Annotated in this window: 12 protein-coding genes; 8 read left to right on the plus strand and 4 right to left on the minus strand. The window is 71.9% G+C overall.

Translation table 11 applies throughout. The features are described 5' to 3' along the window. Positions 1 to 189: 189 nt before the first annotated feature. Positions 190 to 807, plus strand: a complete 618-nt coding sequence (locus ABD844_RS22510) for a hypothetical protein (protein ID WP_344881132.1) — start codon at positions 190 to 192, stop codon at positions 805 to 807. Between the two features lie 158 nt (positions 808 to 965). Further along, positions 966 to 1,310, plus strand: a complete 345-nt coding sequence (locus tag ABD844_RS22515; RefSeq protein ID WP_132639740.1) for an RNA polymerase-binding protein RbpA — start codon at positions 966 to 968, stop codon at positions 1,308 to 1,310. A gap of 120 nt (positions 1,311 to 1,430) precedes the next feature. Here ABD844_RS22515 and ABD844_RS22520 read toward each other — a convergent pair whose 3' ends face one another. From ABD844_RS22520 to ABD844_RS22535, 4 genes are all read right to left on the minus strand, one after another. Further along, positions 1,431 to 1,919, minus strand: a complete 489-nt coding sequence (locus ABD844_RS22520; RefSeq protein ID WP_344881138.1) for an FxsA family protein — start codon at positions 1,917 to 1,919, stop codon at positions 1,431 to 1,433. Between the two features lie 191 nt (positions 1,920 to 2,110). Then, positions 2,111 to 2,863: a polyprenol monophosphomannose synthase gene (locus ABD844_RS22525; protein WP_344881141.1), complete on the minus strand. Its 753-nt coding sequence runs from the start codon at positions 2,861 to 2,863 to the stop codon at positions 2,111 to 2,113. Beyond that, positions 2,860 to 4,515 carry an apolipoprotein N-acyltransferase gene (gene lnt, locus ABD844_RS22530; protein WP_344881144.1) on the minus strand — a complete coding sequence of 552 codons (1,656 nt, stop codon included), beginning with the start codon at positions 4,513 to 4,515 and terminating at the stop codon, positions 2,860 to 2,862. The genes ABD844_RS22525 and lnt overlap by 4 nt, the downstream gene beginning before the upstream one ends. Before the next feature lie 632 nt (positions 4,516 to 5,147). After that, positions 5,148 to 7,340 carry a HelD family protein gene (locus ABD844_RS22535; RefSeq protein ID WP_344881147.1) on the minus strand — a complete coding sequence of 731 codons (2,193 nt, stop codon included), beginning with the start codon at positions 7,338 to 7,340 and terminating at the stop codon, positions 5,148 to 5,150. 334 nt (positions 7,341 to 7,674) lie between these two features. Between ABD844_RS22535 and ABD844_RS22540 the strand changes: the two genes are divergently transcribed. The 6 genes from ABD844_RS22540 to ABD844_RS22565 are packed head-to-tail and all read left to right on the plus strand — an operon-like array spanning position 7,675 to position 14,318. Then, positions 7,675 to 8,871: an ROK family transcriptional regulator gene (locus ABD844_RS22540; RefSeq protein WP_344881150.1), complete on the plus strand. Its 1,197-nt coding sequence runs from the start codon at positions 7,675 to 7,677 to the stop codon at positions 8,869 to 8,871. Positions 8,872 to 8,887: 16 nt separating this feature from the next. Continuing rightward, entirely contained in the window at positions 8,888 to 10,219 is a 1,332-nt protein-coding gene (locus ABD844_RS22545; protein ID WP_344881153.1) for an ABC transporter substrate-binding protein, read from the plus strand. Positions 10,220 to 10,229: 10 nt separating this feature from the next. Next, the gene (locus ABD844_RS22550) at positions 10,230 to 11,192 is read left to right on the plus strand and encodes a carbohydrate ABC transporter permease (RefSeq protein ID WP_344881156.1); all 963 of its coding nucleotides are present in this window, start codon (positions 10,230 to 10,232) and stop codon (positions 11,190 to 11,192) included. After that, the gene (locus ABD844_RS22555) at positions 11,189 to 12,085 is read left to right on the plus strand and encodes a carbohydrate ABC transporter permease (RefSeq protein WP_344881159.1); all 897 of its coding nucleotides are present in this window, start codon (positions 11,189 to 11,191) and stop codon (positions 12,083 to 12,085) included. The genes ABD844_RS22550 and ABD844_RS22555 overlap by 4 nt, the downstream gene beginning before the upstream one ends. After that, positions 12,082 to 13,341 carry a 6-phospho-beta-glucosidase gene (locus tag ABD844_RS22560; RefSeq protein ID WP_344881162.1) on the plus strand — a complete coding sequence of 420 codons (1,260 nt, stop codon included), beginning with the start codon at positions 12,082 to 12,084 and terminating at the stop codon, positions 13,339 to 13,341. The genes ABD844_RS22555 and ABD844_RS22560 overlap by 4 nt, the downstream gene beginning before the upstream one ends. Then, entirely contained in the window at positions 13,341 to 14,318 is a 978-nt protein-coding gene (locus tag ABD844_RS22565) for an N-acetylglucosamine kinase (RefSeq protein WP_344881165.1), read from the plus strand. Before ABD844_RS22560 ends, ABD844_RS22565 begins: the two co-directional genes overlap by 1 nt. The last annotated feature ends 4 nt before the right edge of the window (positions 14,319 to 14,322 follow it).

A 14,322-nucleotide genomic window follows, 5' to 3' on the forward strand; every position in this document is an offset into this window, starting at 1 on the left:
AGGGCCCCGGGCCGCGCCTTGCCCGCGTTCGGCCAGGCTGAGCCCAGATCCTCGCCCCCTCGTCACCCGCGCCCGCAGGGCGTAGAGAGCGACCACCTATCCAAAGAGAGAGCACTGCTCTTGACATCGGCGCACCATGACGAGAGCATTGCTCACGCAATAGAGCAACGCCCTCTCCAAGGAGCACTGATGGCCTCCCGGCTCACCTCCGCCGCCTTCGCCGGTGGCGGCGTCCTCTTCCTCCTCTATCCCGCCCTGCGCCCCTCCGGCGACGACGCGGCGGCCATGGCCTCCACCGGCTGGGTCGCCGGGCACGCCGCCGCCATGCTGGGGTTCGTCCTGCTCGGGCTGGCCGTGCTCGGGCTGCACCAGGTGCTCGGCGACCGGCTCTCGCTGCGGGCCGCCGTGGTCACCTGGATCGGCGCGGGCCTGACGCTGCCGTACTACGGGGCCGAGGACTTCGGCCTGTACGTCATCGCCCGGCGCTCCCTGCGTGACGGGGCGCCCGAGCTGATGGAGCTGGCCGGGGAGTTCAGGTTCGGGCTCGTCCCGGCCACCATGTTCGCCGCCGGGCTGGTGCTGCTGGCCGTCGGCGCGATCATGGCGGCGGTGTCGATCTGGCGCTCGGACCGCCTGCCGAAGTGGAGCGGAACGCCGCTGGCGCTGGGGTTCGCGCTGTTCATCCCGCAGTTCTTCGGGCCCTATCCGCTACGCGTCGTACACGGTGCCCTCATCATGATCGGCGGGCTCTGGGCGGCCGCCGTGCTGTGGCGGGCGGCAGATCATCGAGCCGGCTCCGCCGCATAAGCGCAGTACAGGGGCGGGGTCTGCGAACGTGTGAAGAACCGAGGCCCCAAGCGCGATTGGATCACCCCGCGGGTGGGAATCCCATCACGGTACCAAGCGTTAGACACCGTGGGAGACAGACCCCCCACGCAAGGGGGCCCTGTAGGAGGCATTGAGACATGGGCGAGCGCGCGCTTCGTGGCACCCGGCTCGGGGCAACCAGCTACGAGAACGACCGTAACACGGATCTGGCCCCGCGCCAGGAGGTGTCCTACACCTGTCCTAAGGGTCATTGTTTCGAGGTTCCGCTTGCCGCCGAGGCTGAGATCCCCGCCACCTGGGAGTGCCGCATGTGCGGTGCGACGGCGGTGCGGGTCGACGGCGAGCAGCCGGAGTCGAAGAAGACCAAGCCCCCACGGACACACTGGGACATGCTTCTGGAACGGCGGTCCATCGAAGACCTTGAGGAGGTGCTCAACGAGCGGCTCGCAGTGCTGCGGGCCCAGCGTCGTAAGAGCGCCTGACCTCCTCTCACGGTGAACCCCCGGGCACCCGGTGCCCGGGGGTTTCTGCTGTGCGCGCCGCCACGTGCCCCTCAGCGGCCCCACGAGCCCGCAGGGACCGCTGAGCGATCCGCTGAACGTCTACGAGTCGCGGTCTTCCCTGATGACCTCGCCGTGTACCACCCGGCCGCCCTGGGGCGCGTCAGCGCCGGGGAAGCCGGGGGCCGGCGGGAAGAGGTTCGCGTAGGGGGAGGCGGCGGCCATCCGCTTCATCCGCCGCTTGAAGAACCAGGAACCCAGGCGGCGCATCATCGGCCGGGTGAACGGGATCAGGCACAGAAAGCCGAAGATGTCGGTGAAGAAGCCCGGCGTCAGCAACAGGGTGCCGCCCACCAGGATGATGCCGCCGTCGGCCAGCTCGCGCTCGGGCATGCGGCCCGACTGGAGCGTCTCCTGCAGCGCCCGCCAGGCCCGGCGACCCTCGCGCCGCACCAGCCAGGCCCCCAGGAGGCTGTCGGCGATGAGCAGCGCGACGGTGGACGGCGCGCCGATCACCGACCCGACCTGGATCAGCAGCCAGATCTCCAGAACCGGGACCAGCAGGAACGCCAGGAACAGCAGGAGCCGCATCGTTTCCTCGTTTCGCACGCGCGCGTTACAGCAAGAACAACGCCCGGGATCCGCCGGTCGTTCCGTGCATGCCGCCATTTCGCGCATCCCCCGGGCCCGCCAGGCAGGCGGTCTTCCGCGGGGACGGCGTGGCCCCTGAGCCCTTCGGAGGGCCGCGCACCGGTCGCGGGGCGGCGACCTTCAGCCCCTCGTCAGTCGCGGGGCGGCGAGCCCTTGAGGCGCTTGGGCAGGCCGGTGACGCCCCACATCCCGATCCGCCACAACGCCTCGGACATGACCTTGCCGCTCATCTTGCTCTTGCCGACCGTCCGCTCCACGAACGTGATCGGCACCTCCACCACCCGCAGCCCGTGCCGCGACGTACGCAGGGTCAGGTCGACCTGGAAGCAGTAGCCCTGCGACTCCACCCCCGACAGCCCGACCTTCTCCAGCGTGGCGGCCCGGTAGGCGCGGAAACCGGCGGTCGCGTCGCGCACGGGCAGCCCGAGCATGACCCGGGTGTAGATGTTGGCGCCCTTGGACAGCAGCTCGCGCCGCTGCGGCCAGTTGACGACCTTGCCGCCGGGCACGTAACGCGAGCCGATGGCCAGATCCGCGCCCTCGGCCAGCGCCTCCAGCAGCTTCGGCAGCTCCTCGGGCTGGTGGGAGCCGTCGGCGTCCATCTCGACCAGGACGTCGAAGCCCTCCTCCAGCCCCCAGTGGAACCCGGCGATGTAGGCGGCGCCCAGGCCCTGCTTGCCCGGCCGGTGCAGGACGTGCACCTGGTCGTCGCCGGCGGCGAGCGCGTCGGCGACCTCACCGGTGCCGTCGGGGCTGTTGTCGTCGGCCACGAGCACGTGGGCGTCGGGCACGGCCGCGCGCACCCGTTCGACGATCGCCGCCAGGTTGTCACGCTCGTTGTAGGTCGGCACGACGACGAGCACCCGTCCGAGAGTCTCCATCATCCGTTCCTCATCCGATCGACACGCCGCCTGCCGCGCCACGCGGCGACTCCTGCCGCCGCCGCTCCCATCACCATCAATGCCCACTCGGGAAGTGCGCCCACCCTGGTGGCAAGCGTTTCCTGAGTGCGTACGGGCACCTTGACCACGTTCATGTCAGCGACACGCTCGCGGGTCTGCCAGGAGACCTTACCGTCAGGCGTGACATATGCCGAGATACCGGTGGTCGCGGCGGTCACGACGGCCCGGTTGTGCTCGACGGCGCGCAGCTTCGACATGGCCAGTTGCTGGGGCGGAAGGTTGGACAGGGCATAGGAGGCGTTGTTGGTCTGTACGACAAGGGGGGTGCCGCCGGCGCGCACGGTGCCGCGTACGGTGTCGTCGTAGGCGACCTCGTAGCAGTTGACCGCGCCGACCGTGACCGGCCCCATCTTCAGGTCGCCCGGCCGGTCGCCCGCGATCGACTGCCTGCCGACCAGGCTCGCCCGTTCCCACAGGGCCAGCACGATCTCCTTGAACGGCGTGTACTCCCCGAACGGCACCAGGTGTTGCTTGTCGTAGTAGTCGCCGGGGCCGGTGACCGGGTCCCACACGAGGCTGCGGGTGGCCCGGTGCTCGTCGCCGATCGCGACCACGGCCCCGACGAGCGTGGGCACGCCGACGTCCTGGACCGAGTCGTGGATGATCCGGCGGGCGGTCTCGTCGCGGTAGGGGTCGATGTCGGTGGAATTCTCCGGCAGGACGACCAGGTCGGGCTTGGGCAGCTTGCCGTCGCGGACGGCCTGGGCCAGGCGCTTGGTCTCGTTGGCGTGGTTCCTGAGGACGACGGCGGGCTCGTCGCCGAGCGCGTACATGCCCTGGCCGGGGACGTTGCCCTGCACGATGCCGATGTTGACCGTACGGCCCTCGTCGCCCGGCCTCGGGATCATCACGCCCAGCACGGGCACGGCCAGCGCCAGGGCCAGCGGGACCGCCCTGCGCACCACCGTGGCCCGCCCGCCCAGCACCACGTGGGCCAGGAGCGCGCCGCACAGCGCGACGGCGAACGACACCAGCGGCACCCCGCCCAGCGCGGCGTAGGAGGTGAACATCGACTCGCCCTGGCTGAACCCGGCCCGCGCCCACGGGAACCCGCCGATGGGCACCAGGCCGCGGGCCCACTCCATGAGCACCCACAGGCCGCCGAACCACAGGGGCCAGGCGGGCAGCCGGTACACGTAGGAGGCCAGGACGGCCATGGCGGCGTAGAAGAGGCTCTCGGTGCCGACCAGCATGAGCCAGACGTCGTCGCCGATCGTGCGCACCCAGGCGACGGTGGGCAGCAGGAACACCGCGCCCGCCAGGTAGCCGAGCCAGGCGGCCCGCCTGGGACGGGTGCGGTAGAGCGAGCCCGCGACGAGGCCGATGCCCAGGGGGGCGCACGGCCACCAGTCGAGCGGCGGGAAGGCGGTGAAGAGCGCCAGCCCACCGGCGACGGCCGCGACGACCCTGACCGCCGTCACCCACCGCGCCTCGGCCCCGGCCTCCGCCCCGGCGACCTCACGCGCCTCTCCCCCACCGGCACCACCGCCATCGGCAGCGGGAACGCCGCCAGGCTCGGGCGTGGCGCCGGGCTCGGACGGGGCCTGCGGCGGGGTGGCGGCGCCGTCGGGCACAGGTGGAGGCGCCTCACCCTGGGCGGGTTCGTGTGCGGGGCCCCGCCCGGTCGTGGGCGGTAGGCTCGTTCGATCCTGAACCACTCCGGGGTCTCCTCGCCACCTCGCAAAAGCCTGCTTGCGAAAACGCTACCGCCCCCGGACCGCACTCAGGCCGACGCGGCCCAGGAAAGATCGGAACGTCGGCCCCGGCCGGGCCGCGAGTGACACGAGAAGGAGGGGCCGGCAGGGTGATCCCGCGAGTGAACGGGACCACCCGGCGCAAGGGCGGCCCTGCGCACGAGAGCGGGAAGAGGGCCCGGAAACCCTTCGGACCGGACCCGTCTCGTCGGCGGCGAGCGCGGAATTCCGTTGTCTACTGGGCTGCCGGGCCCGTCCCGGGTCCAACCCCCCGCCCGGTTGGGGTGCCCCGACTCGACGGACCGACGGCCCTGCACCTGGCTGTGTGGACGGAGTCACGCTCCGTCACGGACGCAGGATCCGACGATGTCAGAGACGGCCAACCGGCCAAGTCCCGTGCTGGACTGCGCAGCAAACTACCGACTCCACCTCAGATGTCAACCGTGTCCCGATCAGCAGAAACATCAAGTTTTCGCAGGTAGGACATGTTTGGCCGGTGCCACCAAAGCCGGTCAAAGCCCATTAGCGGTGCTCGTGGACCGGGTTGGCAAGCCCCGCAAAGCCGGTGAGAGCGGCCGTTCGTGAACGACCCCCAGCCGCTGTGTCGCACGCGTGAGCGCGACGTAGAGGTCGCTCGGCCCGCGCGGCGACTGGGCGGCGATGAGGTCGGGCTCGGCGACGATGACCGAGTCGAACTCCAGCCCCTTGGCGTCCGCCACGCCCATGACGGTGACGGGGGCGTCCAGCGCCTCGGCCCCCCTGGCCCGGCCGGCCCCTGGCACGACGACGACGGCGCCGGACACGGTGGCGGCCACCTCGGCCCCGAGGACGGTCAGCAGCTCGTCGGGGACGACCACGGCGACCTTGCCGCCCTCCCCCGCCTCCGCCTTGGCCAGCTCGGACAGCGCGGGCAGCGGCGCCGACCACGGCCGCACCCCCAGCTCGCGCACGGACGTGGGGGCCTCCAGCGCCGGGTCGATGGTGGCCAGGACGCGGGCCGCCACCGCCATCAGCTCCACCGGCGTGCGGTAGTTGACGGTCAGGCGCTCCTGCCGCCAGCGCCCGGCCACGTACGGGTCGAGCACCTCCGCCCACGAGCGGGCCCCGGCGGCCGAGCCGGTCTGGGCGATGTCGCCGACGATCGTCATCGACCGGGTCGGGCAGCGCCGCATGACGGCCCGCCACGCCATCGGCGACAGCTCCTGCGCCTCGTCCACGATCACGTGCCCGTAGGCCCAGGTGCGGTCGGCGGCGGCGCGTTCGGCGGTGGTGAGGTAGGGGCCGCCGCCGCGCTGCCGCTCGGCCAGGCGTTCGGCCTCCATGACGTCGGACAGGCCGGTCAGCTCCAGCACCTCGCGGGCGTAGGCCAGCTCGGCCTCGCGCTCGCTCTCCTCCGCCTGGCGGGCGGCGGCGAGCTCCTCCTCGGCCTGCAGCGCGCTGGCGCGCAGCACCTGCTCGTCGATGTCGCCGAGCAGCTCGGCGGCCTCGTCGAGCAGCGGCACGTCGGACTCGGTCCACTCCCCTCCGTCGCGGCGCAGGAGCCGGCGCTCCTCGGGGGTGAGCGCGGCGGCGGCGTGGCCGAGGCGCTCGGGGGAGCTGTACAGGCCCAGCAGGAGGCGCTGCGGCGTCAGGTACGGCCACAGCCGGTTGAGCGCGGACTTGACCACCGGCTCGGTACGCAGCTCCTCCCGCAGGTCGCCCAGCTCCTCCTCGTCGATGAGCCCCTTGCCGATCTTGCGGGCCTGCTGCCTGGCCAGCCCGTTGAGCAGGGACCGGACGAACACGGCGCGGGCCTGGTTGTGCGGGCGGCGCGAGCGGGCCGCCTTGTTCCTGGCGGTCTCCAGCATGGCGCGGTCGAGGGTGAGCGTGATGCGGCCGACGGTCAGCTCGATGGGGCGGCGCGGCACCTTCTGCCGGTCGCGTACGGCCCTGGCGAGCACCTCGGCCATGCGCAGGTCGCCCTTGAGCGCGGCGACCTCGGGACGCTCCCTGACGGTGGCGGTCACGCCGGGGTACAGCTCCCCGACCGTGGACAGCAGCACGTCGGTCTCGCCGAGCGAGGGCAGCACCTGCTCGATGTAGCGCAGGAAGGTGAGGTTGGGCCCGAGGATGAGCACGCCGCGCCGCTCCAGGCGCTCGCGGTGGGTGTAGAGGAGGTACGCGGCGCGGTGCAGGGCCACGACGGTCTTGCCGGTGCCGGGGCCGCCCTGCACGACCAGCACGCCGTTGAGGTCGCTGCGGATGACGCGGTCCTGCTCGGCCTGGATGGTGGCGACGATGTCGCGCATGCGGCCCGTGCGCCGCTCGTCGAGCGCGGCCAGCAGCGCGGCCTCGCCGTTGAGCGTGGCGCGGTCGTCCTCGGTGAGCGAGTCGAGGTCGAGCAGGTCGTCGTCGACGCCGATCACGCTGCGGCCCTTGGTCTGCAGGTGGCGGCGCCTGGTCACGCCCATGGGCGCGGCCGGGGTGGCCCGGTAGAACGGCTGCGCGACCGGCGCCCGCCAGTCGATGAGCAGGCGGAGCTGGTCGTCGTCGGTGATGCCGAGCTTGCCGATGTACAGGCGACCCTCGTCGAGGTCGTCCAACCGTCCGAAAACCAGGCCGCGCTCGACCGCCCAGAGCCGGGCGAGGCGGGAGGCGTACATGTCGGCGAACGTGTCACGCTCGGACCGGTTCTGCATCGTGCCGACGGCGCCCGTGGCCAGCACCTCCTTGAGCTGCCGCTGGGTACGCTCGCGCAGCGTGTCGAGGCGGTCGTACAGACGGGTGACGTACTCCTGCTCTTTCGCGAGCTCCGTTTGACGACTTGCCGCCTGACCGTTAATGTGGTTAATGGGACACTCCGGGCCAGTCTGCTTGTTGTTACGACAAACGATGACATTAGCATGCCTGTCGAGGCACTCCCATCCACTTTCCCCCTTTCCCGCGTTCGGTTACGTCTTGGTTTCGCCCCTTGACCGCCACCCGCGGGCTTTTTTATGGTCGTCCAGAGTTAGGAAACTTTCCTAACCTAGATGTCCATCTCAATTGGAGGAGAACGCCGTGAGCGGTCCGGTTCCGGGGACCCCCAGTCTGCTACGTGCGATCAATGATCGCGCCGCATTGCAGGCCCTCCTCGAACGCGGCCCGCTGACCAGGCCCGAGATCGGCGCGCTCACGGGGCTGTCCAAGCCCACGGCCTCCCAGCTCCTGTCCCGGCTGCAGCAGGCGGGCCTGGTCGTGCTGGACGGCGTCAGAGAGGGCCTGCCGGGGCGCACGGCGGAGGTCTACCGGATCAACCCGGCGGCGGCGTACGTGGGCGCGCTCGACGTCACCCCCGACCGGATCGAGGCCAGGGTGGCCGACATCACCGGCACGGTCGTCGGCGAGCACACGCTGCCGACGCCGCGCCGTCCCCCCGGGGAGTTGGTCGACCGGCTCAACGCCGCGCTGCTCGGCACGCGGCCGCCGGACAAGCTGCGCCGGGTGGTGATCGGCGTGCAGGCCGCCATCGACCCGTCCACGGGGCGGCTCGGCTACGCCGCGGCCAAAGACGTGCCCGGCTGGCAGATGCCCGACCTGGTGCCGGCGCTGAGCGCCGGGCTCGGCGTCCCCGCCGACGTGGAGAACAACGTCAACCTGGCCGCGGTGGCCGAGCAGGCGCACGGCGCGGCGCGCGGTCACCGCGACTTCGTGCTGCTGTGGGCCGACGAGGGCATCGGCGCGGCCATCGTGCTGGGCGGGCGCATGCACCGGGGCGCCACGGGAGGCGCGGGCGAGGTGGGCTACATGCCGACCCCGGGCGCGCCGACCGCCCGCGAGTCGGGCCGCTACGCCAACCACGGCTACCAGGCGCTGACCGGCGGCACGGTCGTGCTGAAGCTGCTGCGCTCGTACGGCGTGCGCGGCGCCGACTTCCGCCACGCCGTCGCCAACGCCGTACGCGCGGCGGCGGGCGGCGGCCAGAAGGCCGACGACGCCAGGGCCGGGCTGCGGGACATCGCCGCCCGCCTGGCCGTGGGCCTGGCCGCCATCACGTCCGTCGTCGACCCCGAGCTGATCGTGCTGACCGGCGGCGTGGTGCTGCCGGGCGGCGAGACCCTGCGCGAGCTGGTCGAACACGAGCTGCACGCGCTCAGCATCCCCCAACCCCGAGTACGCCTGTCCAGCGTCGAGGGCAACCCGGTGCTGGCCGGCGCCCTCGACCTCGCCCTCGCCGCCGTCCGCGACGAGGTGTTCAGCTCGACAGTTCCATCGTGAGCAGGAGGCACCCCCCGTGCGCTTCGTCCCCCTGGCGGCCGCCGCCGTGCTGGCGCTGACCGCGTGCACCGCGAACCGGGAGGCCGGGCCGTCGCTCGGCGCCCAGCCCAGACCCTCAGGGTCGGCCTCCCAGGCCCTGCCGGCCGCCACACTGGAGCTGTGGCACGGCTTCTCGACCGACGCCGAGGTCAAGGCGTTCGAGGACGCCATCGCCGGCTTCAACCGGAAATTCCCGCAGATCACCGTCAAGGCCGTCAAGGGCGTCCAGGACGATCAGATCACCCAGGCGATCCGGGGTGGCCGGGCGCCCGACGTGGCGGCCTCGTTCACCACCGACAACGTGGCCCAGTGGTGCAGGTCGGGATCGTTCCAGGACCTCACGCCGGTGATCGGGCAGGACGGCGTGGATCTGTCGGTGCTGCCGGCGGTGGCGCGTTCGTACACGGCGTTCGAGGGCAGGCAGTGCACGCTGCCGCTGCTGGCCGACGCGTACGGGCTCTACTACAACAGGGCCCTGATGAAGGGCGAGGAGCCGCCCAAGACGCTGAGCGAGCTGACCGAGCTGGCCAAGAAGCTCACGGTCAGGAACGCCGACGGCGAGATCGAGGTGGCGGGCTTCATCCCGAGCGTCCAGTACTACGAGAACAGCCCCAGCCACCTCGGCCCCATGGTGGGCGCGAAGTGGTACAACGACGACGGCACCTCGGCCATCGCTTCCGACCCTGCCTGGAAGAAGCTGCTGACCTGGCAGAAGGAGCTGATCGACTGGTACGGCCACGACCGGCTCGAACGCTTCCGCAAGAGCCTGGGCGACGAGTGGAGCGCCGAGCATCCCTTCTACAAGGGCAAGGTGGCCATGGTCCTCGACGGCGAGTGGCGCAACGCCATGATCGCCAATGAGGCGAAGGACCTCGACTACGGCACCGCTCCCCTGCCCGTCGCCGACGACAGCCCCGACCTGTACGGCAGCGGCTTCACCGCGGGCACCGTGATCGGCGTGCCGAAGGGCGCCAAGCATCCGCAGCACGCCTGGGAGCTGATCAAGCACCTGACCATGGACACCGGCTCGCTGGTGACGCTGTCGAACGCGCTGCGCAACGTCCCCACCACGAAGGCGTCGATGGACTCGCCCGACCTGGCCAAGGACGCGAACTTCGCGACCTTCCTCGACATCTTCGCCCATCCCAAGACCTCGACCCTGCCCGCCAGCGTCAACAGCTTCTTCAACCAGGAGGCGTTCTCGTCCTTCATCACCAAGTGGGAGAAGGGCGACGTGCCGGACCTGGACGCCGGGCTGCGAGGCGTCGACAAGCTGATCAACGACAAGCTGAAGCTCTCCGGGGGCTGAGGTGGCCACCGTGCTCTCCGCATCCGTCTCTGGGCCCGTCTCCGGGCCTTTCTCTGGACCGCCGCGGCGGCGCGGGAGCGGCCTGCGGGCCCTCGTCTGGCTGTCGCCGTGGCTGGTCGGTGTGTCGGTCTTCTTCGTCTATCCGCTGCTGTCGACGGTGTACTTCTCCTTCCACCGCTACGACATGTACACCCTGGAGTTCATCGGGCTGGACAACTACCGCTACCTGCTCCAGGACCCCAGGGTGCTCACCTCGGCGGGCAACACGCTGTGGCTGGTGCTGATCATGGTTCCGGCCACGGTGCTGTTCTCGCTCGCGCTGGCCCAGCTCGTGATCAGGCTCAAGGCGGGAACCGGGCTGTTCCGGACGATCTTCTACCTGCCTTCGCTGGTCCCGGCGGCGGCGGGGACGATCACGTTCGTGTTCCTGCTGAACCCGTCGACGGGGCCGTTGAACCAGTTCCTGGCGCTGTTCGGCGTCCAGGGGCCCGACTGGTTCGGCGACCCGGCCTGGTCCAAGCCCAGCCTGACGCTGCTGTCGCTGTGGGGCTGCGGCCAGCTCGCGGTGATCTTCATGGCGGCGCTGCTCGACGTGCCCAGGCACCTGTACGAGGCCGCGGCCATCGACGGCGCCGGCCCGTGGCGACAGTTCCGCAGCGTGACGCTGCCGATGATCGCGCCCGTGCTGATGTTCAGCCTGGTGACGAACGTCATCTACGCCCTGCAGTACTTCACGCAGGCGATGATCGCCTCCCGGGTGGCCTCGGGCGTGACCGACTCGCCGGGCAGCTCGTTCAGCCCCGGCTACCCCGACGAGTCGCTGCTCACCCTGCCGCAGTGGCTCTTCCAGGCCGGGTTCCGCGACTACTCGATGGGCTACGCCTGCGTGCTCGCGCTGCTCCTGTTCGCCACGTCGATGATCTTCACGTCGATCCTGCTGCGCCAGTTCCGCCGGGTCGAGGAGGACGCATGAGCGCCACGATCACCGCGCCGCCGGGCCGGGCCGTGGCGCGCGGCCCGCGGCTCGACGGGGCCAGGGCGCGCAGGCGGCGGCTGCTGTCGTGGGTGGCCACGCACGCGCTGGCCATCGCGCTGGCGCTGATGTTCCTGGCGCCGATCGTGTTCATCGCGCTGACCGCGCTGATGACCGACCAGCAGGCGCTGACCAGCGACCTGTGGCCGCGGAGCTGGAACTGGGCGAACTTCGCCGAGGTGTTCGAGAAGTCGCTGCTGCTGCGGTGGGCGGGCAACACGTTCATGTACGCGGCGCTCGGCACGCTGTTCACCGTGTTGTCGTCGGTGCCGGTGGCGTACGCGCTGGCCCGGTTCCGCTTCCGGGGGCGGCGGGCGGCCTTCCTCCTGGTCGTCACGGCCATGATGCTGCCGCCGCAGGTCGTCGCGGTGCCGATCTACCTGGTGTGGGCGCGGCTGGGGCTGACCGACAGCCTGTGGCCGCTGATCCTGCCGCTGCTGCTCGGCGACGCGTTCTCCATCTTCCTGCTGCGGCAGTTCCTGATCACGATCCCGCGCGACTACACCGACGCGGCGAAGGTGGACGGCTGCTCCGACTTCAGGACGCTGGTCAGGGTGATCCTGCCGATGGCCCGCCCGGCGGTCGCCGCGGTGGCGCTCTTCCAGTTCTTCTACTGCTGGAACGACTACTACGGGCCGCTGCTGTACGCGGGCGTCGAGCAGGAGAACCTGACGCTCTCGCTCGGCCTGGCCACGTTCAAGGCGTTCCACAGCGTGCAGTGGAACCTCACCATGGCGGCCACCCTCCTGGTGACCGCACCGGTGATCATCGTGTTCTTCTTCGCCCAGCGGGTGTTCATCGAGGGCGTGACGTTGACGGGAGTGAAAGGTTGAGACTCGCGGTGGTCGGGGGCGGCTCGACGTACACGCCGGAGCTGGTCGACGGGATCGCGCGGCTGCGCGACGAGCTGCCGGTGACCGAGCTGGTGCTGATCGATCCGGACCCCTCGCGGCTGGAGCTGGTGGCGGGGGTGTCGCGGCGCATGCTGGCGCACGCGGGACACCCGGCGCGGGTGGTGGCCACCTCCTCGGTGGCCGAGGGGGCGGCGGGGGCGCGGGCGGTGCTGTTCCAGCTCAGGGTGGGCGGGCAGGCGGCCCGCGAGGTGGACGAGACGCTGCCGCTGCGCTGCGGATGCGTGGGGCAGGAGACGACGGGCGCGGGCGGGCTGGCCAAGGCGCTGCGTACGGTGCCGGTGGTGCTGGACCTCGCCGCCACCGTACGCTCGGTCGCCCCCGAGGCGTGGATCGTGGACTTCACCAACCCGGTCGGCATCGTCACCAGGGCGCTGCTGGACGCCGGGCACCGGGCCATCGGCCTGTGCAACGTGGCGATCGGCGTCCAGCGCCGGATGGCGGCCGGGCTGGGCGTGGACCCGGCGCGCGTCTCCCTGGGCCACGTCGGGCTCAACCACCTGACCTGGGTGCGGGCGGTGCACCTCGACGGCGAGGACGTCCTGCCCGCGCTCCTGCGCGAGCACGCGGACGAGCTGGCCGAGGGCCTGGGCCTGCGCCCCGAGCTGCTGCGGCGGCTGGGCTCGATCCCGTCCTACTACCTGCGCTACTTCTACGCCCACGACGCGGTGGTGCGCGAGCAGCGCGCGAAGCCGTCGCGGGCGGCCGAGGTCGCGGAGATGGAGGCGCGGCTGCTGGAGCTGTACGCGGACCCGGCCGTGGTGACCAAGCCCGAGCTGCTGTCCCAGCGGGGCGGCGCGTTCTACTCGGAGGCGGCGGTGGCGCTGGTCGCCTCGCTGCTCGGCGACCGGGGCGACACCCAGGTCGTCAACGTGCGCAACGGCGGCACGCTGCCGTTCCTCGGTGCGGAGGCGGTGATCGAGGTGCCCGCCGCCATCACGGCCTCCGGGGCCGTGCCGCTGCCGGTGGCGCCCGTGGAGCCGCTGTACGCGGGGCTGATCGCGCACGTGTCGGCGTACGAGTCGCTCGCCCTGGCGGCGGCCCTGCACGGCGGCGCGGACCGGGTGCGCGACGCGCTGCTCGCCCACCCGCTCATCGGGCAGGACGAGCCCGCCGAGGAGCTGACCGGGCTGCTGCTGGAGGCCAACCGGGCGCACCTTCCGTGGACGGTGGGCTAGTGGGGCGTACCAGGCTCGTGCTCGCCGTGGACGGCGGCAACAGCAAGACCGACGTGGTGGTGGTGTCGGAGCACGGGGACGTGCTCGCCACCGCCCGCTCGGGCGGGTTCACGCCGCAGCGCGACGGCGTGGGCGCGGCGCTGGACGTGGTGACGGCGGCGCTGGCCACGCTGCCCGCCGGGGTGCCGCGTGCCGGCTTCGACCACGTGTCGGCCTGCCTGGCGGGCGCCGATCTGCCGGTCGAGGAGGAGGCGCTGGCCAGGGAGTTCGCCGCCCGCGGCGTCGGCGCGGACGTGGTGGTGCTCAACGACACGTTCGCGCTGCTGCGGGCGGGGGCGTCGGCCCCGTGGGGGGTGGCCGTGGTGTGCGGGGCGGGCATCAACGCGGTCGGCGTCTCCCCCGCCGGTGAGGTGGCCCGGTTCCCCGCGCTCGGGCGCATCAGCGGTGACTGGGGCGGCGGTCAGGGGCTGGCGGAGGAGGCGCTGTGGCACGCCATCCGCGCCGAGGACGGCAGGGGCGCGCCGACCGCGCTGACCGGGGTGGTCACCGCCCACTTTGGCACGGCGACGGTCGAGGAGCTGGTGCTGGGCCTGCACTTCGGCCGCGTGGACGGCGACCGCCTGCACGAGCTGACGCCGGGCGTGCTGGCCGCGGCCGGCGACGGGGACGCGGTGGCCAGGGCGCTGGTCGAGCGGCAGGCCGAGGAGGTGACGGTGCTGGCGGAGGTGTGCCTGCGGCGGCTCGGCCTGCTGGAGACCCCTGCGGAGGTGGTGCTGGGCGGCGGCCTGCTGACGGCCCGCGACCCGCTGATGACCGCGCTGCTGGACACGGGGTTCGCGCTGCGGGCACCGCGGGCCAAACTCGTGGTGGCGGAGCTGCCGCCGGTCATGGGGGCGGCGCTGCTGGGCCTGGAGCGGCTGGGCGCGGCGGACCCGGCCACCGCGCGCCTGCGCGCCCACTACGGTCCACCACGCTGACCCC

It is taken from the genome of Nonomuraea antimicrobica (assembly GCF_039536965.1).
In the GTDB taxonomy this organism is placed as follows: Bacteria; Actinomycetota; Actinomycetes; order Streptosporangiales; family Streptosporangiaceae; genus Nonomuraea; species Nonomuraea antimicrobica.

Coding starts and splice junctions, on each gene's coding strand:
- ABD844_RS22555 (WP_344881159.1), top strand. CDS start 11,189: ATGAGCGCCACGATCACCGCGCCGCCGGGCCGGGCCGTGGCGCGCGGC.
- ABD844_RS22525 (WP_344881141.1), bottom strand. CDS start 2,863: ATGATGGAGACTCTCGGACGGGTGCTCGTCGTCGTGCCGACCTACAAC.
- ABD844_RS22520 (WP_344881138.1), bottom strand. CDS start 1,919: ATGCGGCTCCTGCTGTTCCTGGCGTTCCTGCTGGTCCCGGTTCTGGAG.
- ABD844_RS22510 (WP_344881132.1), top strand. CDS start 190: ATGGCCTCCCGGCTCACCTCCGCCGCCTTCGCCGGTGGCGGCGTCCTC.
- ABD844_RS22515 (WP_132639740.1), top strand. CDS start 966: ATGGGCGAGCGCGCGCTTCGTGGCACCCGGCTCGGGGCAACCAGCTAC.